Source organism: Salegentibacter salegens, from assembly GCF_900142975.1.
GTDB classification, from domain to species: Bacteria; Bacteroidota; Bacteroidia; order Flavobacteriales; family Flavobacteriaceae; genus Salegentibacter; species Salegentibacter salegens.
In genome coordinates this window covers 3,287,412-3,313,469 of record NZ_LT670848.1, presented here as the reverse complement: position 1 = coordinate 3,313,469, position 26,058 = coordinate 3,287,412, and the positions used below count along the sequence as shown (strand labels likewise).

The following is a 26,058-nucleotide window of genomic DNA, read 5'->3' as shown; positions in this document are numbered from 1 at the left end:
AAGATTTTTAGCTACCTAATCCTTATAAAAAGAATTCGGCCAGGCATCATTCCCCGAACTTACATCGGGTAAAATTTTATTAGGGTCTAACTCTACATTTTCAATAGATTTATCGGTGCGGTGTAAGTAATTCCAGGAATCACCGCGTTGCCAGATCTCTACCGGAAGGGTCACATTTTCTGAAGAACCATCTTCGTAAGTAATTTCCATTTTAACCGGCATTGGTATTTCGCCCTTGTTGGTTAAAGAAATAATATAATTACCTTCATATTGTCTCACGCCATCTAATCCCAGATCTATATTGCCTGTTCCGTAGAACCATTTTTTAAAGAACCAGGAAAGATTTTCTCCCGATACATTTTCCATATGATTAAAGAAATCTGCCGGCTGCGGATGCTTGTAAGCCCAGGTCTCTATATAAGACTTAAAAGCATTGTCGAAACGCTCCTCTCCTAAGATATATTCTCTAAGTAATAATAAGCCAATCGCGGGCTTGTAGTAAGCTATCATTCCAAGATTTCTTAAGTTAGAAACATCTGGATAAGTATCTATTCCCTCTCTTTGCTCGCTAGTAAACCAGCCGGTCATATTCCTGGTTTTGTTTAATCTTGCAGGATACTCACCATCGTTGAAATCTAAAGTACTGTAATAGTTGATAAAAGTATTAAAACCTTCATCCATCCAGGCGTATCTTCTTTCGTTAGTTCCAACAATCATCGGGAACCAGTTATGGCCAAATTCGTGATCTGTAACTCCCCAAAGCGAAGCCCCTTCACTTTTCCATCCGCAAAAGTTAAGTCCGGGATATTCCATTCCGCCTATATCAGCGGCAACATTCACAGCAACTGGATAAGGATATTCAAACCATTTTTCAGAATAATGCTCTACAGAAGCTTTAGAATATTCAGTAGAACGGCTCCAGGCTCCCTGCCCATCACTTTCTTTTGGGTAGGCAGATTGGGCCATAGCTTTCTTTCCGCTTGGTAAATCTATTTTAGCCGCATCCCAGATAAATGCTTTTGAAGAACCAAAAGCTACATCACGGGTGTTTTCCATCTTAAAATGCCAGGTAAGCGTGCCTTCCTGCTTTGCGCGTAAAGACATATCGTTTACTTCATCTGGCTTAATTAAATAAACCGTAGAATCGCTTTCTTTGGCTCTATCCATTCTATCTCTAACGGTAGAAGATAATACCTGTCTCGGGTTTTGTAGTTCTCCAGAAGCCACAACAATATGGCTCGCAGGCGCAGTAACTTTAAAATCGTAATCGCCATAATCTAAATAAAACTCACCTGCACCAAGATATGGTTCTATATTCCATCCTTCTACATCATCATAAACCGCTGCTTTAGGAAACCATTGTGCCAAAGCATAAATCGTCCCGTCTTCAACATCCAGTCGTCCCATACGGTCCATACCATCTACAGGAATTTTATATTCAAAGTTCATAGACACTGTGGCCTTCCCTCCATTTGCAGGTATAGGATCTTCAAAGAAAACCTGCATTCTGGTGTCATTTATCAGGTAATCTGAAGAAGAACTTCTTTTTACTTTTGCTTCCAGGTTAGAGATAGTATAGCCTCCATCAATATCCCCGTTATAACGATTTCCCTGAATTGGAGTAGTTAAAGTACCGCGAGAATCTTCGGTGAAACGGTTTTGTTCTAAATGCATCCAGATAAAATCTAACTCGTGCGGACTATTATTAGTATAAGTTAGTGTGATTTTACCTTGTATGGTATGGTCTTCATCATTTAAGGTGACATCAATATCATAATCGGTTTCATTTTGCCAGTATTCCGGGCCCGGTCTACCTGAAGCAGCACGGTACATATTCCCACTACGGTCCATAAATTCATTAAAATCACCTTGGTTGTTTCCTACAACCTCCTGTGCTTTAGCGCCGGTACTAAACATTCCTGCCACCGCGAGGCCAAGCAAAGCTCTGGATAAATATCTCATTCTTTTAAGTTTTATTGTAATTGTCGCTAATTTAACCAAACTGATTAAAAAATCCTGAAAATTCCTCATCATAAAAAACGGAAATAAAAGAATAAAAAAAATCAGTCTAAAAACTGAAAAATAACAAGTCTTCAACCGAAATAATTTATTTCCGTCTGTAAAATTGTAAAACCTGGTTTAAAGAAATTTGCTATTACGGTCGTACATAATAATGCTTCCTGCAACAGAAACATTTAAACTTAAACTCGATTGAAATTTCACCAGGAAATGCGCTTTTTCAATAGCTTGATTAGAAAGACCGTGATCCTCGGCTCCCAGTAAGTACACACAACGTCTCGGATGGGCAAAAGTCTCAAGCGGCTTAGCATCATCTGTAAGTTCTACTCCTACCAGCATAGCACCCTTTGGTAAATTTGAATAAAAATCTTCAAAAGTTTTATAATGAAAATAAGGCATGGCACCTACAGCTTTATGGGTATCACAGGCCTGTTTTGCATAACGATTTCCAATTGTAAAAATATAACTTGCTCCCATATTTTGGGCCGATCGCCAAAGTACGCCCAGGTTTTCGGGAGTTTTTCCATTTTGAATACCTATACCAAAAAATCCTTGTTCCAGGTTATCTACTTTCATAAGAGCGCAAAAATAAAAAGAATTAATTTTCCTGCGGAATTTAGTATGACATAAACCTGATATTTATCATTTCAAATTGCGTCAATGGAGCTTAACTTTATAGAAAATAGGCATCGTGAAATACATTCTTATACCCACCGACTTCTCGGATTCTGCAAATTATGCATCAGAATTTGGAATTCAAATAGCCAAGTTGCTTGAACTTCCTTTAAGATTTCTTCATAGCATTCAAACACCGGTAGACTGGTCTAAGTTAAATAGACAGGATGAGAATAAATATCCAGAATCTAAGGCGAGAATTAATAGCGCAAAAGAACAATTGAAAATATGGGAGAAAAAGGCAGAAGAAAAAGAGGTAGAAGCAGAACACACTTTACTCTTCAATACCGGTATGGAAGAATTGAATAGTTATGTAAACCCTGAAAAATACGAATTAGTAATTATGGGTACGCACGGTACTAAAGGTTTCGAAAAAATATTGGGCTCCAATACTCAAAAACTTATTCGGCAATCAAAAGTTCCAGTTTTGGCGATTAAATATCAATTTGATATTTCAAACTTTAAGAAAATTCTAATCGCAACAGATTTAAAAGAAGAATCGCAAAACGCGTTTAAAAAAGTTTACAAGTTTTTAGAGAAATTAAAAACTGAAGTAGAACTAGTTTATATAAATACACCGTATAATTTCAGAGAGACTGACCAAATAGATAATATGGCTGCTGAATTTTTAGCGAAGATTGAAATTAAGGAATTAAATGTACAGTGCTTAAATGCGAATAATGAAGCCCGCGGAATAGGAATGGCATTAAATAAACTCAAACCAGATCTTTTTACAAGTATAACCCATCAACGCTCCGGTCTTGACACCATTTTTAGCCCTAGTACTACTGAAGAGATAATTAATAATTATGACTTACCGGTACTGAGTATTAATAGAGATTTATAGATAATACCTGTTCCACTTTACTCCATAAAAAAACCCTTCATCAAATACATGATGAAGGGTTCAAAAAAAAGGCGGTGACATACTCTCCCACAAATAGCAGTACCATCTGCGCTAACGGGCTTAACTTCTCTGTTCGGAATGGGAAGAGGTGAGCCCCGTTGCCATAACCACCTTAAGTCTTTAGTAAACAGTTTACAGTCTATAAGTTCGCAGTATTGTTACTACCCACTCTTTTACTTACAACTGCCTACTCTAATAAGTTGACATATTTAAGAAACAAAGAATAAAGAAAGACTTTGGTAATAGCATTCAAGTCCCCACACCTTTTGCAAGGCGTGGGAATCGCATCAAGCTTTACGGATTATTAGTACCACTCGGCTATGACATTGCTGCCTTTACACCTATGGCCTATCAACGTGGTCGTCTCCCACGGTCCTTTAAAGAAATCTCATCTTGTGGTGGGTTTCGCGCTTATATGCTTTCAGCGCTTATCCCTTCCCAACGTAGCTACCCAGCAATGCTCCTGGCGGAACAACTGGTGCACCAGAGGTTGGTCCAATCCGGTCCTCTCGTACTAGGATCAGGTCCACTCAAATTTCTAACGCCCACTACAGATAGAGACCGAACTGTCTCACGACGTTCTGAACCCAGCTCGCGTGCCACTTTAATGGGCGAACAGCCCAACCCTTGGGACCTTCTCCAGCCCCAGGATGTGACGAGCCGACATCGAGGTGCCAAACCCCCCCGTCGATGTGAGCTCTTGGGGGAGATCAGCCTGTTATCCCCGGCGTACCTTTTATCCTTTGAGCGATGACCCTTCCATGCGGTGTCACCGGATCACTATGCTCTACTTTCGTACCTGATCGACCTGTATGTCTCTCAGTCAAGCTCCCTTTTGCCATTGCACTCTACGCACGGTTACCAAGCGTGCTGAGGGAACCTTTAGAAGCCTCCGTTACTCTTTTGGAGGCGACCACCCCAGTCAAACTACCCACCAAGCACTGTCCCTCATCTAATGAGGTTAGGCTCCGAACAAGTAAAGGGTGGTATTTCAACAATGACTCCACACCGCCTGGCGACGGCGCTTCAAAGTCTCCCACCTATCCTACACATCACTTGTCCAAAGTCAATACTAAGCTATAGTAAAGGTGCACGGGGTCTTTTCGTCCCGTAGCGGGTAATCGGCATCTTCACCGATACTACAATTTCACCGAGCTCATGGCTGAGACAGTGTCCAGATCGTTGCACCATTCGTGCAGGTCGGAACTTACCCGACAAGGAATTTCGCTACCTTAGGACCGTTATAGTTACGGCCGCCGTTTACTGGGGCTTCAATTCAATGCTTCGCCGAAGCTAACATCTCCTCTTAACCTTCCAGCACCGGGCAGGTGTCAGGCCCTATACATCATCTTTCGATTTAGCAGAGCCCTGTGTTTTTGATAAACAGTCGCCTGGACCTCTTCACTGCGGCCCCGCCGAAGCGGGGCGACCCTTCTCCCGAAGTTACGGGCCTATTTTGCCTAGTTCCTTAGCCATGAATCTCTCGAGCACCTTAGAATTCTCATCCCAACTACCTGTGTCGGTTTACGGTACGGGTTGCCGCCACTCGCTTTTCTTGGAAGTCGATTTGCTAGATTATCACGCCAGCCGAAGCCTTTGTGTACTATCGGAGTGTTACCACATCCTTCAACGCACTATTCCGTCAGTGCGCACTAACTTTTCGCCTCCGTCCGCTTTAACGTGGGGCAAGTACAGAAATATTAATCTGTTGTCCATCGACTACCCCTTTCGGGTTCGCCTTAGGTCCCGACTAACCCCCAGCTGATTAGCATAGCTGGGGAAACCTTAGTCTTTCGGTGTGCAGGTTTCTCGCCTGCATTATCGTTACTTATGCCTACATTTTCTTTTGTAACCAATCCAGCATACCTCGCAGTACACCTTCATCTCTGTTACAATGCTCCCCTACCACTCCATATCTAAATATGAAATCCATAGCTTCGGTAATATGTTTATGCCCGATTATTATCCATGCCGGACCGCTCGACTAGTGAGCTGTTACGCACTCTTTAAATGAATGGCTGCTTCCAAGCCAACATCCTAGCTGTCTGGGCAGTCCAACCGCGTTTCTTCAACTTAACATATATTTTGGGACCTTAGCTGATGGTCTGGGTTCTTTCCCTCTCGGACACGGACCTTAGCACCCATGCCCTCACTGATATAAAACATTTTATAGCATTCGGAGTTTGTCAGGAATTGGTAGGCGGTGAAGCCCCCGCATCCAATCAGTAGCTCTACCTCTATAAAACTATTATACCGCTGCACCTAAATGCATTTCGGGGAGTACGAGCTATTTCCGAGTTTGATTGGCCTTTCACCCCTACCCTCAGGTCATCCCAAGACTTTTCAACGTCAACGGGTTCGGTCCTCCACTATGTGTTACCACAGCTTCAACCTGCCCAAGGGTAGATCACACGGTTTCGCGTCTACCATTACCAACTTAAATCGCCCTATTAAGACTCGCTTTCGCTACGGCTCCACAGCTGAACTGCTTAACCTTGCTGGAAACGGTAACTCGTAGGCTCATTATGCAAAAGGCACGCCGTCACCCCCTAAAGGGCTCCGACCGCTTGTAAGCGTATGGTTTCAGGATCTATTTCACTCCCTTGTTCAGGGTTCTTTTCACCTTTCCCTCACGGTACTGGTTCACTATCGGTCTCTCAGGAGTATTTAGCCTTGGCGGATGGTCCCGCCGGATTCATACAGGGTTTCTCGTGCCCCGCACTACTCAGGATACCACTATCGTTACATTCTTTACCTATACCGGGCTGTCACCGTCTATGGCCAAGCTTTCCAACTTGTTCTAATTCTGTTTGCAACAAATGTTGTGGTCCTACAACCCCATAAGGTCCGTAAACCTTATGGTTTGGGCTAATGCGCGTTCGCTCGCCGCTACTAGCGCAATCACTATTGTTTTCTCTTCCTCCGGGTACTTAGATGTTTCAGTTCTCCGGGTTTGCCTCCTTGCGGATACTTAACCTTCAGTTAAGTGGGTTGCCCCATTCGGATATCTGCGGATCAACTTGTATGTGCCAATCCCCGCAGCTTTTCGCAGCTTATCACGTCCTTCTTCGCCTCTGAGAGCCTAGGCATTCCCCATACGCCCTTATCTAGCTTGTATGCTTCTTGCTTATGCTCGAATTTCTCGTGACCTTAATCACAATATTATTCTATTAATTTAATTAATTTACCTCGTTATAAAAGTAAACTTCTATAACTGTAGTTTTCTCGTATTCTTTGTTTCTCAATATGTCAATGAACTTTTTTCCTCTCAAACGACCTAATTTCAATGGCAAACAAACGAATATGCTTACGCGTTTCCTGATGTTTGTAATACCTATCCCCCTTAAATCTAAAGGAATTGTGGAGAATATCGGAGTCGAACCGATGACCTCCTGCGTGCAAGGCAGGCGCTCTAGCCAGCTGAGCTAATCCCCCATTGTTAGTTGGCAGTGGTCAGTACTTAGTACGCAGTCTTTATTACTGCTAACTGCTACTGCTTACTGCAAACTGGGTTACCCAACTTCTAAAATTTCCTTTCAATTTGTAATGAACTTCAATCTCCTCTGCACCTTCTAACTTCTAACCGTGTACTTCGTACTTCGGTAGTAGTCTCAGGCAGACTCGAACTGCCGACCTCTACATTATCAGTGTAGCGCTCTAACCAGCTGAGCTATGAGACTGTCCTTTGTGTAATGAATACTATAAAATGTATATTGAATAATCCAACCTACATCCCACAGTATACACCATACAATTTCTTAAATATTAAATCGACAGCTTAGAATCAAGACCAAAAAAGGTCTTTAAGAACTTCCCTTTGATTCTTGCGCGTTGTTATCACTGATAAATCAGCTAAACATTGCTCTAGAAAGGAGGTGTTCCAGCCGCACCTTCCGGTACGGCTACCTTGTTACGACTTAGCCCCAGTTACCAGTTTTACCCTAGGCGGCTCCTTGCGGTGACCGACTTCAGGTACCCCCAGCTTCCATGGCTTGACGGGCGGTGTGTACAAGGCCCGGGAACGTATTCACCGCATCATGGCTGATATGCGATTACTAGCGATTCCAGCTTCACGCAGTCGAGTTGCAGACTGCGATCCGAACTGTGATAGGGTTTGTAGATTCGCTCCTTCTCGCGAAGTGGCTGCTCTCTGTCCCTACCATTGTAGCACGTGTGTGGCCCAGGACGTAAGGGCCGTGATGATTTGACGTCATCCCCACCTTCCTCACGGTTTGCACCGGCAGTCTGGCTAGAGTTCCCGACATTACTCGCTGGCAACTAACCACAGGGGTTGCGCTCGTTATAGGACTTAACCTGACACCTCACGGCACGAGCTGACGACAACCATGCAGCACCTTGTAATCTGTCCGAAGAAAAAAGTGTTTCCACTCCTGTCAGACTACATTTAAGCCCTGGTAAGGTTCCTCGCGTATCATCGAATTAAACCACATGCTCCACCGCTTGTGCGGGCCCCCGTCAATTCCTTTGAGTTTCATTCTTGCGAACGTACTCCCCAGGTGGGTTACTTATCACTTTCGCTTAACCACTCAGATCTTAATCGATCCGAACAGCTAGTAACCATCGTTTACGGCGTAGACTACCAGGGTATCTAATCCTGTTCGCTACCTACGCTTTCGTCCATCAGCGTCAGTATATTATTAGTGATCTGCCTTCGCAATCGGTATTCTGAGTAATATCTATGCATTTCACCGCTACACTACTCATTCTAACCACTTCATAATAACTCAAGGCAATCAGTATCAATGGCAGTTCTCCCGTTGAGCGGAAGACTTTCACCACTGACTTAACTGCCCGCCTACGGACCCTTTAAACCCAATGATTCCGGATAACGCTTGGATCCTCCGTATTACCGCGGCTGCTGGCACGGAGTTAGCCGATCCTTATTCGCAGAGTACCGTCAAACTCCCACACGTGGGAGTGGTTCTTCCTCTGTAAAAGCAGTTTACAACCCATAGGGCAGTCTTCCTGCACGCGGCATGGCTGGATCAGGCTCTCGCCCATTGTCCAATATTCCTCACTGCTGCCTCCCGTAGGAGTCTGGTCCGTGTCTCAGTACCAGTGTGGGGGATCTCCCTCTCAGGACCCCTACCTATCGCTGCCTTGGTAAGCCGTTACCTTACCAACTAACTAATAGGACGCATACCCATCTAATAGCCATAAATGTTTAATGATAATCTCAGGAGAGATCACCATACTATAGGGCATTAATCCAAGTTTCCCTGGGCTATTCCCTGCTAAAAGGTAGGTTGTATACGCGTTACGCACCCGTGCGCCGGTCGTCATCTGGTGCAAGCACCAATGTTACCCCTCGACTTGCATGTGTTAGGCCTGCCGCTAGCGTTCATCCTGAGCCAGGATCAAACTCTTCATCGTTGTTTCTTAATATAATTACAACAATCAAACGTCTGTACTCAAAGATGACTTCTCTAGTCTTAATTCTAAATTATTTGTATCATTCTTCTCTCGAAAAATGTACGCGCTGTCAATTCAATAAATCAATGAACTTCCCCGATTTTATTCGGGATATTCTTGCCGAAACCTAAGGACTCGAACCCTATCGCTTTACGCACCCACCCGGGATTTCTTTTCAATATTTCTGGGAACTCGCTCAGTCTGTAAGCGGCTGCAAATATACACTACTTTTTAGTTATACACCAAATATTTTTTAGAAAAATTTTTGACTTTATTTTCAAAAAGCAACACCTTCAAAAGAACTTAAAAATAGCTCGGATTCCTTACAAATCCTTCGCTGTTTTTGCGGCTGCAAATATACACCCTCTTTTGTTTCTGGCAAGTAAAAAATAAGTTTTTTTACTTTTATTTTTTTTAAGCTTTTTCAACCTTAAAAAAATACCGTATCCCAATATGTAATGAACTTTCCACTTTACTCCGCAACCCTCGTTGTGTCGCAAAGCGGGTGCAAATATACTGCTGTTTTTTAGATGCACAAGCCTTTATTCAATTTTAGATATTTTTCAGAAAATTTCAGTTAGACCTACTTTATTCTCATAATTATCATGCTTCAGATGCATTGCACTCTCTAATTAGGCAAATAATTGGTTAAAAAACATTGAATAGAGAATTGCTTCCGAAGAAATTTTTAAAGAAAAAAGTTCCAAACAAGACCAAATCGAAGTAAAAAGTCTCTATAAGCATAGCGCGGGGCTACAAAGTTATTGTTTGCATCCAGCAAGGAATTCACATTTTCAAGTTTCAAAAAGATTCGGGTTTGATCTACTTTTGCATTAAAAAAGAAATCTACTACCGGATAATTCCCGAATTCAGCTGAATTCTGAACGTAGAATTCGGCTAACACCGGATCGTAGGCATTCATATTATAATTAGTAAAGTATTTAAAGGTAAATCCCGTTTGGAGATAAAGCGCCTTATCAAACCATTCATCTTTATAATAAATAGAATTCCGGGTTACAAATTCAGGAAGATTTAAAACCGAGGCACCATCAAGAACATTTTGATACATTAACGTATTATCTATCGCAAAAAGACCAAAATCAAAATCTTTACTTGCCTTTAACTTTAAATAACGCACCTGGTCTCCTGCCTGAAATGGTTTCACCAGGGTATCTTCCCCTTCAGCAAAATAGGTGTAATTTTGAATTTGAGTTAATCTACCTTCAACATTCAGCAATTTTTTGGAACGTAATTTTCCGTAGATACTTTGCGTATTTACATTATCAAATTCATTCTGCCAATTGTAATTAATATACGTACTTTGATAAAGCAGAAAATTATAATTAGGCATATGGCTGTTTTGGTTAACCCCAAACTCTAATCTATTCTCTTCATCTAAACTATAACCAGCATGTGCTGTAAAATAACTACCGGTAAAATCACCGGCAAGATTGAGCATGGCATCGGCCTCTACATCAAATCCGCCAATACTCTTTCTATACTCCCCACCCACAGAATAATTTGATCCTGTAAGTTTATTATTAATAGTATCGCTTTCCCGTATATAGAAAGTTTTGTACCCGTATTCAAAATTCTTAACTGCCGCTTTAGCTTTCACTTCCCCCAGGGTTTTATTAGACCATTGCACATAGGCCTCATTATAAAATTCTGTTAGCCGCACTCGGTCTCGTAAATTATTTCGCTGGAAAGAAGGGCCAAAAATATCGTTTACAGCATTGGTTTGAAGAAAATCGAATTTCTTATAATCGTGATTAAAAATGTGCCCTGCTTTTAGCGCATTAGACGAAAGAGTATCTGGCCTGGTCACGTGATAAAAATGATCTAGATAGAAACGTTTTCCGTATAAGGTGCTTTCGGCATTTTCAAAATTCATTGCCAGCAAGGAACGATCTTCGAATTCTTCTTCTTTATCGATATACTGCTGAAGTGCTAAATCTGAAAGTCCGCCGTTTTCCTGGTTCATTAAATCGTGGGAGACAAAATGCGTTCTTAACTGATATTTCCTATCCAGTGTTTTATAAGTTAAACCGAACCTGAATATCCCTGTACTTGTTAGTGCATTTTGATATCTACCCAATGCGCGCACGCCTTTATATTCAACTGAAAAATTTACTCTTTCTGAAGTGTTTATAGTAAATAAAACATCTAACTGTTGACCTTGTTCGGGTACGGTTTTAAAATAAGCCTCGGTTACCGGCGTAGGGACGTGGTAATAATAAATATCTTCTACTTCAAGAAAATTATAATGCCTTGCCTGAGCCCCGAATTCAGGATATAATTTTTTAGCATCAAAATCTACCCCTAACCTATTGTAGGTTTGCCCGGTATTGGAAAATGGTAATAATTCAAAATTATCTTTTCGGCGGTAATTGAATTTATAATCTTTTTCTATGGTAAGTGTGGTATCAACAAAAGTGGTGTCGTTAGCTATCGAAATAATTTTGTAAGCAGAGATTGGGGGTTTAATGGTGTCTTCTTTAGTGGAAGCATCCGGCTTCTGACTACCAACTTCTCTGGATTGGGAAAAACCAGGGAGTGAACACAAGACTATACAAACCAAAAGGATATTCTTCATTCTAAATAATTCCAGAAGCACAAAAGTATAATAATTAACTTAACTAAATGGCAATTGGCTTCAACAAAAAGAACTTATTGAACATGAATCTTATACGCCTTTATACCCCCTGAATGCCTTAAAATTGAGTACCATATATTCGATTCATTTAACCAAAGCTTTGAAATTTTCTTTTAAAACAGATTAGGTTATTATTGTGTTGCCAACTTCTTCCGGTAAATCTATAGAAACTAAAATACATTGTTGGCAGTTGTTAGCCTGATAGCTGTGAATTTATGGCTTAGACCCCTTGTTCAGCACTTAAATAACGAACATTTTTTAGTTGCTTTATAATAGGCAGTAATAGTTATACGGTTTTTTTAGTATCGAATAGAATTATTCTACTAGTAATTATTCCGTTTAACAGACCAACCTTTAGGAATTTAAAGAATACAAAACTTTTACATATAAAACCACAGTTCTAAAAGTTGTTTTTCTAATGCTTTCTTTGATGTTTTGTTGAACAAACTTGTTACGGAGAGGGCTAGCTTTAATCCCACCAAGATAAAATCGAAATATTTTATTTGTTTTAAATTAGCTATTAATCCGTGAGGTTTTTTTGGTTAAAAATCTTATTAATAATTCTCACAGTTATTCGTGGAGCAAAACATACTAGCAAGGAGACAAAAAACTTAGCATTTGCTATCTAAATAGATTTCAAATACAGTTTTAACTTTTATTCGGACAAAAGAACACCGCCCTAAACTCAATTTAAATATAAAAAGGCTGTCCATTCAGACAGCCTTTTATCATTGAATAATTATAAAAACTTAATAATCATCATTTTGTTCCAATGAAGGATTCAAATCAATTTCTCTAGTCGGTATTGGAAAAATAGTAAGTGGATCACCTAAATTAGACACATCTTCGTTAGGTTGACCTGGTCTCCTCAAACTCATTCCATTTCTTAACAAATCGGACCTTCTATGCCCGCCTTCGAATGCTAGCTCTTTTCTTCTTTCTCTAACAATATCTTCTATAGTCACAGCTGCAAGTGGCTCTAATCCAGCCCTGCTTCTCAACATATTGATATCGCTCAAGGGTGTTGCACCAATTGATGCGTCTGCCTTGAAGTTAGCCTCGGCACGGATCAAATAAAGCTCTGTGATACGAATAATTGGAGCATTATCAGATAGTGTGGCCCCATCATCAAATTTAGTAGTGAATACCGCAGTAGTATCACCAAAAGCATCAGCACCAACCTGAGTTAATTCACTATATCGTAAATCTCCTTCTTCCTCAAGATAAGCAGCAATCAAATTAGGACTAAAAGGAGCATCACCACGCGCTTCGGGTGTTGGATTCAATAAATCTGAATAACCAATAGTAGCTTGATTATCAATTGCAGTGTTAATTATGGTAAAAACATCTTCAGAAGTTAAAGCATTATAAAAGTCATAATTAGGTGCCAAAGAGTATACTGAAGAATTTATTACTTCGGTTGCAAGCTCAGCGGCTTCCGTATTATTTTCTCTATACAACTCAAGTCTAGCTAATAAAGCTTTTGCAGCCCCAGAAGTAGCCCTACCGCGAGTATCTGCGTTTGCAGCATAAGATTCCGGTAAATTGTTTATCGCAAAATCTAAATCAGTGGCAATTTGCTCGTATACTTCGTTTAAGGTATTACGTGGCCCTTGAAAATCTTCTACATTATCTCCCCGGAAATCATCTAAAACAATTGGAATAGATAAACTGGCTCCCTGAGCTACCTGATAAGGTTGCCCAAAGTATTCTGACATATTAAACATAGACAGAGCTCTAACAAACCTAGCTTCACCCAGATATTGATTTTTAGTGCTTTCAGAAAGAGCATCTAATTCTACTGAAGGCAAATTGTTAATTACAAAATTAGATGCTTCAATCACATCCATATTCTGGAACCAATAACCATTTACTGTAGTGTTATCCGCTTGAGTATTATAATCATAGATTGCTCTCAGGGTTGGAAAAGAACCAAAGAAAACAGAATTATCAGCCTGAAATTCGGTAGAAGTCTGTGGTCCCCCATTAAAAGCATCAACCGACTGAGCCTGACTGTAAAGTCCTAAAATTAATCCTTCAATAGTGGTTGGGTTACCTAAAGCCACCTCCGGTGATACATCATCCTCGGATCTAATTTCTAGTTGATCTTCACATGAGGTGAAGAAAACTACCGCCATAAGCAGCATTATATTATATATTCTTATATTTTTCATACTAATATTTTTTTTAAAAATTCAATTTAACACCAACAATGTAAGATTTTGATTGTGGAGCTACGAAAAAAGATTCTCCTAATGAAAGTGGATCTAAACTATCAGTTACCTCAGGATCTATCCCATCTAACCTATCACTTTTAATAGTGAATAAGTTGGTAGCAGTTCCATAAATACGTACACCGGAAATAAATCCAGAAGTCATTGGAACATTATAGCCTAAAGTAATGTTTTTTAGCCTTAAATAAGAACCATCATACATTTGCAAGGTAGAAGCTCTTTGGTAGGTGCCAAAAGTTGCACTGGCAGGAGATGGAACAAAAGCATCTCTATTATCTGGTGTATAATAATCTAGAACATCTGTATCTAAATTAAAAGACCCTACAAAATTAGCGTTTCTAACAAACCTATCACCATCAATCAAAATATCATTCCCATAAGAGAAATTAAATAAGGTATTCAAATCAAAATTTTTCCAGGTCCAGGTACTTCTAAAACCACCATAAAAATCGGGGTTTGCATCACCTACAATAACCCTATCATTTGGAGTAGGATTGGTAGTAAGCTCACCGTCTCTTGTTAACCATTCAGCATCACCAGTTTCAGGATTCACACCTTGGTAACGTATTAAATAAAAACTATTTGCTGACTCTCCAACAATAGCTCTCTGCGCAGGTGTTCCCTGAAGAAATTGTCTTCCCTGAACATCTGTCCCTGCTCCCGGCAATGAAATCACCTCATTGTTTAAGGTAGCCAAATTGAAGTTTATATCCCAACTAAAATCATCGGTACGAATTGGAGTAGCGCCTAAATCAAATTCAAAACCGCTGTTTTCTAACTCACCTGCGTTTCTAGTAACTGCAATTGCACCTGACGCAAGTTGAGCACCAGTAGCACCAGGAACCGGTACTCCAATCAATAAATTATCAGTTCTTTTCTTATAATAGTTAACGTTTAAACGTAGTCTATCGTTGAAAACTCCAATTTTTACACCTAAATCTAAGGTAGCAGTTTCCTCCCATTGTAAGTTTGGCAAAGCTGTTCCTGTATTAGTTAAACCTGGATTACCATTATAATCTGCACTTCCGAATGTTGCCTGGGAAGTAAAGTTACCAATTCTATCATTACCAGTAGTACCATAACTACCACGCACTCTCAACCTATTAAAAAAGCTTCCTTCCATAAAAGCCTCGTTCGCGATGTTCCATCCAGCCGCAACGGCGTAAAAAGTACCAAATCTATTATTGATTCCAAATCTTGAAGACCCATCTCTACGTACAGAACCTTCTAAAAGGTACCTTCCATCAAAATCGTAATTTGCCTGAGCAAAATAACCCAATAAAGCACTCTCGCTAGTTGTGGTAGACGTAATTGAAGGTTCAGAACCAGAACCTACATTAGGCAGATCATCGGTTAAGAAATTTGTTGTACCAGCTTGCGTTACTCTAGTATTAGTTTTTTCGTATTGATATCCAACTAATGCTCCCAAGGTATGTTTACCAAAAGTATTATTCCAATTTAAGGTAGAATTAAAGTTAACACGCTCCACCTGTGCGATAAAAGTATCTGCAGAACCTCCAGGAACAAATATTTCGGACTCCCTAAGTGTGTTCTCTACAAATCTTTTATCTAAACCTAGACTATTTCTCCAGGTAAATTGGTCGTTTAAAAAATCTACTTCCCCAAAAATATTTCCTAACATACGGGTAGTTTCTGCTAAATTCGTCCCTAATGTTTCAAAGCCAATAAAGTTTGCTCCGGTTTGACCAGAAGCAATAAAATTGCCATTTTCATCTCTAGGTAAGGCATTTGGGCGTATTAATTGTGCAGAAGTAAATGGAGAACGAGTCTCATTTTCCTCTCTGATCCGATCATTTTCAATAAAACTAAGGTTTACATTAGCCCCAGCTCTAAAATTATCATTGATATCAGTTCCTACGTTTAATCTTACATTGGTAAGTTCTTGTTCGTTGCCAAAAATAAAACCTTCTGCATCAGTGTGATTTACCCCTAAGTAATAATTAGAATTTTCTCCACCACCTCTTACAGATACATTTTGAGTAGAATTGAAACCTGTTCTTGTTGCCGCACCAAGCCAATCAAAACCTGACCCAGTATAATCCCCGCCACCAACTTCTAATACATCTTGAGCATTTTGGGTATCCAGACCATTTCTAATCCTTAAAACATCAGCATAAAATTGACCGTATTCTGAAGTGTTTAAAATTTCTGGAAGATCAGTAGCTTCTGAAATCTGCACAAAACTTTCAAACTGAACCACTGGGGCTTGTCCTTTTTTCCCTTTTTTGGTTGTAATAAGGATTACCCCGTTAGAGCCACGAGATCCATAAATAGCGGTTGCCGCAGCATCCTTTAATACAGTAAGTGAAGCAATACTTTCCGGGTTTATAGAAGCTAATGGGTTTAACGCCCCCCCACCTAGTTCAAATGATTGCGAACTGTCATCTAAAGGCACTCCATCTACAACAAATAAGGGTTGAGAACCACCGGTTAAGGAGTTTACACCCCTTACTCGAATACTGGATCTAGACCCCAAAACACCAGATGCTCCGGTAATACTTACACCAGATGCTTGCCCTTGTAGTAAATCTTGTGGAGTCTGGGCGGGGATATCATCAATCTCTCCTTCTCCCACTACCGCAACAGACTGAAGCAATTTATCTTCCTCCCTTTCACCAAAACCTACAATAACAACTTCCTCTAGGGCTCCTGTAGCCGTCCCAAGAGTTACATTTATTTCACTGGGAGCGCCAACTGTTATCTCTTGAGTTTCATAACCCACAAAGCTAAAAACCAAAATCTCCCCTTGATTCACAGAAATTGAGTAATTCCCATCAAAATCAGATTGAGTTCCAGCGGACGTTCCTTGTACCACAATGTTTACCCCCGGTAAGGGCAAACCATCTTCATCGGATACCGTTCCCGATATCATCTTTTCCTGTGCAAAAGTAAATTGCACTACGAACGCTAGAAATAGCGTAAGAATTCCATGTAATTTGTTTTTCATTATTATTTAAATTTGAATTAGCCTGCGCCAAAAATCATAATAAATTCTTAATAAACCAAATGAAATATTAATAAACAGTAGTTAAAAAACATAAAACCAGCACATACTTTCCAAATATTGCAATAGTGTTCCATTATTTTATTAGTAAATAAGGATCATATTTACTAATAAAAAAAGGCCGCCATTGAGGCGACCTTTTTCATTGTAAAAAAATGTGAAATTATCTCCAACCACCGGTTGAATAATCTTCTCCCGGAGTACCCGTAGATCCTCCAAAAGTATAATAAGGGATTCCTGCTGCATCAAGAGCAGCTCCAGGAATTGGAAAATGTAATAAAGTACCGGGTTCCAAAAGGTCTTTCCCTCTCATTTCGTAATAACCCAGACCCATTCCGGTATTCATTAATTCAACCATTCTTTCATAATGAATAGCATCGGCAACTGCGTCTTCTTCAGCAGGTACATCAGGTAAACCACCACGGTCCATCCCGTTAAGAACGGCTGCCGCAGCAGCAGCATCACCTAACCATAAGTGAGCTTCTGCCTTATAAGTAGCGTTCTCTGCCTGTAACATTTCGTAAAGATCTGTAGTGAACCCTGAACTTAACCAATCATCCCATCTTTTCTGTCTATACGTACTCCAATGGTAAGTCCCTCTGTCTTCAGAAAAATCCTGGTAATCTAGGTACTCGAAGTATTCATCAAATCGAGAATCAGGACTGGTAGCCTCAGGTAGACTGGTTTCTCCAGCAGGCCAGTAATTAGGATAGTCATCGGCCATCATTCCAATAATTCTCATATCAACTCTACCCCATCCTGGATAAATAGAATATGCTATAAAATCTGGCCACCACTGGTTCCAACCATCCTGGCCTACAGCGAAATCGTAAGTAAGTCCGTTTTCAGCGTAAGTAAGGATTCTATCCCAATCCAAGGCGGCTCTTTGAGTAGCATTCCTCGCACTATTCACGTACATTCTTGCAGCCAGGGTATTCAGAAATTGACTCCACTGATCGCTGGTAAGTGATTGTCCATATACCTGCCCCTCAGAAAGAGTGAAATCTCCACGATCAGCAGCCGCGATAGCAAGATCAAGTTTATCCAAAGCTAAAGGAATTGCTTCATCAAAAGAAAATGGCTCACCGTTATTAAGAGTTCCTGTTTCATCAAAGGCATAAACCCTATCAAAAATAAGAGCTAAACTACCAATAGCAGCTCCCTGACCAAAACGGGCTAATGATTCCACTTTATCATTATCAGAAAACTCTAATCCTTCTTCTATTTGAATTGTAAGAGCATTTGCATCAGAAAGAATAGCATTCAACGAGTTAAAATAACTTTCAGTCGCAACACGATGAGTATAGGAAGAAGAGTTATTCCATTCTATCCTTGGCTCACTAGACATATCCCACATGGCCATATTCCCCCAGGACATTGTAATTTGATCTGCCATCACGTTAGTCACCAAGCCGGGACCTTCGTAATTGTTTTTGGTGTTATACCAGCTTTGGAAAAGCTGGTTGGCTGTAGATTCGTTAGCCAACTCTTCGCTAGTTGGCTCCTCTTCATTTGCTACCTCCAGGTCAGTTTCCATATCACAGGAGTAGAACATGAGGGCAAAAGCAGCCAAAAATGTTAGTTTTATATTTTTCATATTTCTTTTTTTTTAAAATTTAAGTTGAACCGAGAAATTATAAGATCTGGCAACAGGATAAACCCCATAATCTATCGCATAATAATTTTGGGTAAGTGAATCGTACCGTTGTACCTCTGGATCCCATCCACTATAATCAGTGAAAACCAGTAAATTTCTTCCAGTAACACCAAGTCTAAGAGTGTTAAAGAAACCATTAGCTACACCGGATAACTGATCTCTTCCAAAAGTATAGAAAATCGAGGCCTCTCTAAGTTTTACGAAAGATCCATCTTCTACCCAATGCTCCAAATCTCCGTTCGCAGCATATAGACTTTGGTAGTAATCCTGGGTTTTCTTTTCACCTTCAGCCACTCCTGCCTGGTCCATTATTGCATTTCGGTTATCCCTGGTTAACCACTGGCCCTGGCGGTTGTAAATATCTCCACCTTCTTTCCAATCCCAAAGCATATAGAAGTTAAAACCTTTATACTTAAAATTAGAGGTTAAGCCAAGATTAAAATCGGCATTTTGAGAACCAATTTTGCCATACAAGGCATTTCCATCTGCATCAACACGACGAATTGCTCTTTCATCTACTGTTCCAACAGCATCAGCTAAAACAACCACACCATCGCGGTTAACAACATAATCGCTAATATTTCCACCTTCCGGTAATTGTTGTTGCATTTGGTCAAGAGAAGTTACAAAAGAGTTCCCGTACATAGCACCAAACTCTTCACCTTCCTCAATTCGGAAAATTCTTCCCGGGGTATTAGTTCCGGCTGGCCCTACAATAATAGGATCTACATTAAGTTTTTTCACTTCGTTTCTTGTTCTGCTAAAGCGCAATCCAAGATCCCAACCCCAATCTTCTTGCTTAATCACTTCAGCATTAAGCATTAACTCTAAGGTATTAAATTCTACGGTACCAACATTTTGCCATTGCTTGTTTCTTCCCTCATTTGTTGGAGCAAAGATATCCACAAACATAAACTGATCTTCAGTTTCAGCATTTGCATAAACTCCTTCAAAAGTAAATCTATCAAGGAAACTAACATTTAAACCTATTTCCCTTTCAGTGGTTAAAGAAGGCTTTAATGAAGGGTTAGCCAGCACACGATCGGTAGAAACCAAACCTGATTCCAAGTCGGTATAATCATACTGCCAGTTAAAACCTGGACGTTGTCCTGCAGTACCAAGGGCTGCATGTATTTTCATTTCCTGAATTCCAGGAATTTCTAAATCTTCTGAAATTCGGTAAGCTCCTGAAACCCTGTAGTAATTGTTCCACCTATTATCCTCACCAAATAAAGAGGAACCATCTACACGATACATAGCATCAAGGATGTATCTATCTCTAAAATCAAAACCTACAATTGCAAAAAAGTTTTGAGCTCTCTCATCCCGCAAAGAAGAACCTATGTTAGTTCTATCTGTAGGAAAGTTATCCAGAGATTGCACTCCCTGGTAAGTGAAGTCATACCCTTCACCAAAAGAATATTCATAGTGGTTATCTTCCATTAGGTAACTTAATTTACCAGCAATATTAAGATCTCCAAAAGAATCTACGTAATTAAGCGTAGCCTGAGCTTTTTGTGATAAAGTGAAAGAATTTTCTTTAGAAAAAGCTCCTTTTGAATAACTAAACCCAACATCTTCGCCTCCAAGACTTCCTCCCGTTTGGAATGCAGTATAAGGAGTAAGAGTTTGATTGTTCCAGGTAGTACTCTCTACGGCGTATTCGAGATCAAGGTTTAAAGGATCTGCAAATTTCACATTCAAGTTATAAGAACCAAGAAATCGGTTTCTTACCGCATTTTCTCTAACTGTCGCAAGGTTGTACATGGGGTTAATAGTAGTAGCCGCCCATGGGTTTGGAATATAGTAATATGGCTGCCCATCTGGGTTTGCCGCACTAAGATCCACATCTGGATCTGAAAGAGCAAGATCGAAAATAACTCCATCAAGTGTCCCACCTGGGGTCTCGTTATTTGAACGAATGTAGTTATTATTAGTAGTAAGCTTTAACCATTCGGTTATTTTAAAATCTCCGTTCAAACGTGCGCCGTACCTTTCATATCCCCCTGTTTCTGCAAAAATACCTTCATTTTGAGTTCTTTCAGCAGAAAAGAATAGATTAGAAAATTCTGAAGCATTGGACACAGATGCATAAGTAGTAATATCCAAACCTGTATTAAAGAAGATATCCTGGTTATCGTAATACGCCCCAAAAGGATTATCGGCATAGCGATCTTCCGAAGGAATTCTAGCACCAGATACTCCAAGCCTACCTACTCCAGTATACCCATCAGCGTAGTCAACACCAGCATATCGAGTATAACGGTTTTCACTTTCAAAATCGTCTGCCAATTCATAGATATGAGATCTATTTATATCAATTTTATTAGCAAGTTGAGAAAAACCAACATCATTTCTTACTGTAACCTGAGGCCCATCCTGGCTAAATTTACCTCTTTTAGTAGTAATTACAATTACTCCATTACCGGCACGTGACCCGTAAAGAGCAGATGCAGAAGCACCCTTCACAATTTCAAAAGAAGCAATATCATCGGTATTGATATCCTGGATACCACCTTCTACCTGGATACCATCTACCAAAATCAAAGGTTCCTGGCCTCCAAAAAGGTTAGTAGCTCCACGAAGTTGAATCGTTGATCCATCTCCAGGCTGCCCGAAGTTAGTTACCGTAACCCCGGCAACTTTACCCTGAAGGGCACTCGCCGCAGAAGTAGCAGGAATAACTTCCAGATCTGCAGCATCTACTTTATTTACAGTCACAGAAAGCTTCTTACGACTTGTAGCTCCGGCAAGACCCGTAACTACAACTTCTTCCAATGCTGCGGCATCACCTTCCAGAGTGATATTAATTACATCTTCATCACTCACTACCCTTTCCTGAGTAGCAAGACCAATAAAAGAGAATGACAAAACATCTCCTAAAGAGGCATCGATAGCATAATTTCCATCAAAATCTGTTTGGGTTCCAGTAGTGGACCCTTTAATTAAAACGTTCACCCCCGGGATAGGCAAACCCTGTTCGTCCATAACCGTTCCGGTTATAGTCCTTTCTTGTGCAAAGGAAATCTGCACAACTAACGCCAGTAATAGCGTTAGCATCACGTGTAGTCTTTTTTTCATATTTATTAGTTTGAATTATCTTGTGGCTAAATTCCTAATATTATCTTAATTAAACAAACCTTAATTTTATTTTTTTTCACATTATTTAAGATATTATTAGCGTTATACATTATTCTTCGAACTTTCTGAAACCTTAAAATATTATGATAATTTCAATGAAATCAGTATCTGAAGCATCATTTTAATCAATATGAATATTTAGATTGAAGGAATGTTAATAAAATTAATTTCTTAATTTTTTATACTTTTGAATCACAAAGCTACTTTATATGCTTCTCCCTTATTTTGCTACTACTATTAATGAATGCGGCACCGACGAAGCCGGGCGTGGCTGTCTCGCCGGTCCCGTAACTGCAGCAGCTGTTATTTTACCGAAAAACTTTGAAAACAAGTTATTAAACGACTCTAAACAGACTAAGTTAAGCGATCGTAATAGCCTAAAAGAAATTATTATTAAAGAGGCTATCACTTATGGAATAGCCCATGTTTACATGGAGGAGATTGATAAAATTAATATCCTAAATGCTTCTATTTTGGCTATGCACCGCGCTATTGATCAGCTAAAATGCGAACCGGAGCATATTATAGTAGATGGCAATAAGTTTAAGCCTTATCGAAATATTAATTATGACTGTATTATAAAAGGCGACGGGAAATTTTTAAGTATTGCTGCGGCTTCTATTTTGGCAAAAACTGCCAGGGATGAATTTATGCAGAAAGTGCATCATGAATTTCCCATGTACAATTGGCAACAAAATAAAGGCTATCCTACTAAGGAGCATCGGCGGGCGATTATGGAGTTTGGCAGTACTCCCTATCATAGAAAAAGTTTTAAACTACTTCCAGAGCAACTGAAACTTGCACTATAACTTCTATATTTGTCGAAATTTTTAGCTTTTATGAAGAAAATCCTCTTCAAACTTTTGTCACTTTTTCTTCTTATTTCCTGCCAAAATCAGGAAAAAACCGTGGATATTTCTAATTTTATTCCAGAAGATGCTGCGGTTATTATCCAAACCCCTAACCTTAAAAGTCTGCAGCAGCATTTAGAAAACATCAGCTTTTTTAATGAAAACAAATTCAGTGCGAAAAATTATCTGAAAAAGGAATTAGGTTATTTAAATCATGCCGATACTCTTACTGCCGCCATAATCGCCTTTTCTATCTCTGAAAACGAGAAATTAGCATATTCTTTAATATTAAAAGACAAACCAAAGTTTCAATTAGATTCTATTAAAAATAAATCGGTTGAAAGTATTAAAGCTGAAGGACATAACTATCAAAAAATGGTTTTGGAAGGCAATACCTTTTTTATCTCAACAGGTAATGCTCCATATATAACTTCCAATTCTGAAGAAAAACTGATACAAATTCTGGATAAAGAAAAATTACTAAAAACCGAGGATTTTCAAAGAGTATATTCAGCTATAGATCTTAACAAAACTTCTATAATCTTTAATCATCAAAACTTTAAAGCTTTTCAGCAAAATTTATTTCCAAATCTAGAGCTGAAAAATGTAGCAAACTATGCCGATTGGAGTGCCATAGATCTCGATATTTCAAAAGATGGCATTTCTTTTAACGGACTCAGTATTGCCAACAATTCATCTAACCTTCACAAAATTTTTCAAAATTCAGGAACGGTTTCACAGAGTTTTGCCTCAATAACACCAGCAAAATCGCTTGGTTTTACCGCTATAGGGTATAAAAATCCTGAAATATTTCTTCAAAATTTAAAAAAGTTTAGAGGTGATTCCGTTTCAAATGTTATTGATGAAATTATTTTAAACACCCAGGAAGCCGGAATTTTCACTACTACAGCAAACTCCTTATTTGCCATAAAAACATTGGTAAATGTTGAAGCCACCGATTTGATTTCTGATTATGCCGAATTGGAAGAAAATTACCGGGATTTTCCTATATACAAGGTATCAAAACCCGAAATTTTTGAAACTCTTTTTAGCCCACTATTCACTCCTAAAAAGAACAATTTCGCCGCAGCGATTGGTGAATATCTCATTTTTGCAAGTTCAATACCGCAACTGCGCGAATTAATTGCCGATTATGTAAATGAAAATACGCTAGCCCATCAATCTTATTATAAAGAAAATCAGCAAAAGCTTGCCCAGGAATCTTCTATACTTATTGTTGGTAATCCCCAGGAATTAAAACCCAAGCTGGCTGAGGCCGTAGCAAATAAATTAAGTGAAGAAATTAGCAATTTAAATTTCGGCGAGCATAAACTGGCGATTTTACAATTGGTAGAAGAAGGCGATTTTGCCCATATCCATGCTACTTTTGAGACGCAAAGCAACAATAATAATTCAAATACAAAAACAGAAGAAATCCTTTCGGTAAGCCTGGAAGCCGAATTATTAAACGAACCGGTTTTGGTCAAAAATCATTTGAATAATCAAATGGATATCGCGGTTCAGGATATTAATAACACGCTTTATCTAATTTCTAACAAAGGCACGGTTTTTTGGAAGAAAAAATTAAGCGGGCCAATTCTGGGCGAAATCAAACAGGTAGACCTTTTTAAAAATGGTAGATTTCAGCTCGCTTTTGCAACTCCCTATTCTATTGAGGTTTTAGATCGAAATGGCAATACTGTAAAACCCTTTCCATTAGAATTTAAAGATGAAATTACACAGCCGCTGTCTCTATTCGATTATGATAATAACCGGAAATATCGCTTTTTGATTACTCAAAATGATGAAGTGTTTATGTATGATAAAAATGGAAAAAGCGTAAAAGGATTTGATTTTAGAAGAACCAATTCTGAAATTCTACAGGCACCAAAACATTTAAGGATTCAGAATAAAGATTATATCGTTTTTCCTGAAAAATCGGGTAAACTAAATATTTTGAGTAGGCAGGGAGAACATCGGGTAAACGTAAAAGAAAGTATTGATTTTTCAGATAACGAATGGTATGAATTTGAAAATGATTTTGCTTCTACCAATGCAGAAGGAAATCTTGTAAAAGTTACACAAACCGGACAGGTTAACATTACAAACACAAATTTTAGCGAAAACCATAGGATTTCGGCCAGGCCTAATTTACTGCTTAGTCTTTCAGAAAATATTTTAAAAATTAAGGATAAAGAATTAAACCTGGATTACGGACTTTACACTAAACCGGAAATCTTTTATGTAAACGACAAATACTATATAGGTCTAACCGATTTGCAGACCCAAAAAGTCTACGTTTTTGACAGCAATGCAGAACTTCTTCCAGGTTTTCCGGTTTATGGCACCTCGGGAATTAATTTGAACAATGCAGATATAGACCACCGCCCCGAATTTGTAGTAAAAGGTGGTGAGAAAGAGCTTTTGATGTATAAACTATAGTGAACTGAAAAAAAATAAACACTAACTCAATTCTGCTTCAAATAATTCAGTAAAATGTTTCAAAACCTTCTCTTGGACTTCAACCAGAGGAATTTCTTTTTTTCCCAATTCTACATTCAAAGAAGTGACCGCTTTTCCTTCAATTCCGCAGGGAATAATATGGTCAAAAAAGCCTAAATCGGCATTTACGTTCAATGCAAAACCGTGCATGGTTACCCAGCGACTGGCACGAACGCCCATCGCACAAATCTTTCTTGCAAATGGAGTTCCCACATCTAACCAAACCCCAGTTTCGCCAGGGCTACGTTCGGCTTTTAAGCCATAATCCAATAAAGTTAGAATAATACACTCTTCAAGAAATCGAAGATATTTATGAATATCGGTAAAAAAATTATCCAAATCTAAAATAGGATAACCTACTAGTTGCCCGGGACCGTGATATGTGATATCCCCGCCACGGTTAATTTTATAATATTTAGCTTGCCTTTTTTCAAGTTCAGCTTCAGAAATTAGCAGGTTTTTTATATCGCCACTTTTACCCAAAGTATAAACGTGCGGATGCTCTACCATTAAAAGGTAATTTGGCGTGATTTCATTTAAATTCTGCCTTCGGTTTTTAATTTTAAGATCAAGAATTTCCTTAAAAAGACTTTCCTGGTAATCCCAGGTTTCTTTATAATCCTTGTAACCTAAATTCTGTAAGTTTATCTGCTTATTCATACGCCTTTTCTAGGATTATTCAGAATAATAAGTGCCGCGATCACTCCCGGAATCCAACCCAAAATAGTAAGGATTACCACAATTAAAATAGAGCCACAACCGCGATCGTAAACCGCGAGGGGTGGAAATAAAACAGAAAGAATTACACGCCAAACACTCATAAATTATATTCAGATTTTGGGTTTTTAAACTTGCAACCTCAAACTTTAAACCCATTCAAGTGGCAAAGATAAGATTATAAATAGAGAAAACTTATTTGATAAAGAACTCCATTTTTATTACAAAATAGTATCAAAAA

Annotated in this window: 12 protein-coding genes, 2 tRNA genes and 3 rRNA genes; 3 read left to right on the top strand and 14 right to left on the bottom strand. The window is 39.2% G+C overall.

Annotation, left to right across the window (positions count from 1 at the left end; genetic code table 11):
* Positions 1-15 precede the first annotated feature (15 nt).
* Together B5488_RS14635 and B5488_RS14630 are read right to left on the bottom strand one after the other, a co-directional pair.
* Positions 16-1,962 carry a M1 family metallopeptidase gene (locus B5488_RS14635; RefSeq protein ID WP_079736635.1) on the bottom strand — a complete coding sequence of 649 codons (1,947 nt, stop codon included), beginning with the start codon at positions 1,960-1,962 and terminating at the stop codon, positions 16-18.
* Between the two features lie 177 nt (positions 1,963-2,139).
* Complete coding sequence (locus tag B5488_RS14630) at positions 2,140-2,595, bottom strand: RNA methyltransferase (RefSeq protein WP_079735941.1); 456 nt, start codon at positions 2,593-2,595, stop codon at positions 2,140-2,142.
* Positions 2,596-2,710: 115 nt separating this feature from the next.
* Here B5488_RS14630 and B5488_RS14625 point away from each other — a divergent pair, with 115 nt between their 5' ends.
* Positions 2,711-3,541, top strand: coding sequence for a universal stress protein (locus tag B5488_RS14625; RefSeq protein ID WP_146128788.1), 831 nt, complete (start codon positions 2,711-2,713; stop codon positions 3,539-3,541).
* Positions 3,542-3,607: 66 nt separating this feature from the next.
* On the opposite strand, the gene rrf is transcribed toward B5488_RS14625, so the two are convergent.
* The 10 genes from rrf to B5488_RS14575 all read right to left on the bottom strand — a co-directional run bounded on the left by rrf (position 3,608) and on the right by B5488_RS14575 (position 21,687).
* Positions 3,608-3,716, bottom strand: a 5S ribosomal RNA gene (rrf, locus tag B5488_RS14620).
* Positions 3,717-3,885: 169 nt separating this feature from the next.
* Positions 3,886-6,719 (bottom strand): 23S ribosomal RNA (locus tag B5488_RS14615).
* Positions 6,720-6,962: 243 nt separating this feature from the next.
* Positions 6,963-7,036 (bottom strand) — tRNA-Ala (locus tag B5488_RS14610).
* A 171-nt stretch (positions 7,037-7,207) separates the two neighbouring features.
* A tRNA-Ile gene (locus tag B5488_RS14605) sits at positions 7,208-7,281 on the bottom strand.
* Positions 7,282-7,469: 188 nt separating this feature from the next.
* Positions 7,470-8,995: ribosomal RNA gene (locus B5488_RS14600) — 16S ribosomal RNA — on the bottom strand.
* The 16S, 23S and 5S rRNA genes sit together here with 2 tRNA genes alongside, the layout of an rRNA operon.
* 727 nt (positions 8,996-9,722) lie before the next feature.
* Positions 9,723-11,630 carry a putative porin gene (locus B5488_RS14595; RefSeq protein WP_079735939.1) on the bottom strand — a complete coding sequence of 636 codons (1,908 nt, stop codon included), beginning with the start codon at positions 11,628-11,630 and terminating at the stop codon, positions 9,723-9,725.
* 809 nt (positions 11,631-12,439) lie between these two features.
* Entirely contained in the window at positions 12,440-13,864 is a 1,425-nt protein-coding gene (locus tag B5488_RS14590; RefSeq protein ID WP_079735938.1) for a RagB/SusD family nutrient uptake outer membrane protein, read from the bottom strand.
* Positions 13,865-13,877: 13 nt separating this feature from the next.
* Positions 13,878-16,892: a SusC/RagA family TonB-linked outer membrane protein gene (locus tag B5488_RS14585; protein ID WP_079735937.1), complete on the bottom strand. Its 3,015-nt coding sequence runs from the start codon at positions 16,890-16,892 to the stop codon at positions 13,878-13,880.
* Positions 16,893-17,112: 220 nt separating this feature from the next.
* A complete protein-coding gene (locus B5488_RS14580) occupies positions 17,113-18,546 on the bottom strand; it encodes a RagB/SusD family nutrient uptake outer membrane protein (protein WP_079735936.1) in 1,434 nt (477 codons plus the stop codon).
* Positions 18,547-18,558: 12 nt separating this feature from the next.
* Positions 18,559-21,687: a SusC/RagA family TonB-linked outer membrane protein gene (locus B5488_RS14575; RefSeq protein WP_079735935.1), complete on the bottom strand. Its 3,129-nt coding sequence runs from the start codon at positions 21,685-21,687 to the stop codon at positions 18,559-18,561.
* Positions 21,688-21,956: 269 nt separating this feature from the next.
* On the opposite strand from B5488_RS14575, the gene B5488_RS14570 reads away from it, so the two are divergent.
* Both B5488_RS14570 and B5488_RS14565 read left to right on the top strand, forming a co-directional pair.
* Positions 21,957-22,556, top strand: a complete 600-nt coding sequence (locus tag B5488_RS14570) for a ribonuclease HII (protein WP_079735934.1) — start codon at positions 21,957-21,959, stop codon at positions 22,554-22,556.
* Between the two features lie 30 nt (positions 22,557-22,586).
* A complete protein-coding gene (locus tag B5488_RS14565; RefSeq protein ID WP_079735933.1) occupies positions 22,587-25,040 on the top strand; it encodes a hypothetical protein in 2,454 nt (817 codons plus the stop codon).
* A 21-nt stretch (positions 25,041-25,061) separates the two neighbouring features.
* Here B5488_RS14565 and lipB read toward each other — a convergent pair whose 3' ends face one another.
* A complete protein-coding gene (lipB, locus tag B5488_RS14560) occupies positions 25,062-25,760 on the bottom strand; it encodes a lipoyl(octanoyl) transferase LipB (RefSeq protein ID WP_079735932.1) in 699 nt (232 codons plus the stop codon).
* On the bottom strand, positions 25,757-25,921 hold the full coding sequence (locus B5488_RS14555; RefSeq protein ID WP_079735931.1) for a YqaE/Pmp3 family membrane protein: 165 nt from the start codon (positions 25,919-25,921) through the stop codon (positions 25,757-25,759). Before B5488_RS14555 ends, lipB begins: the two co-directional genes overlap by 4 nt.
* Positions 25,922-26,058: the final 137 nt, after the last annotated feature.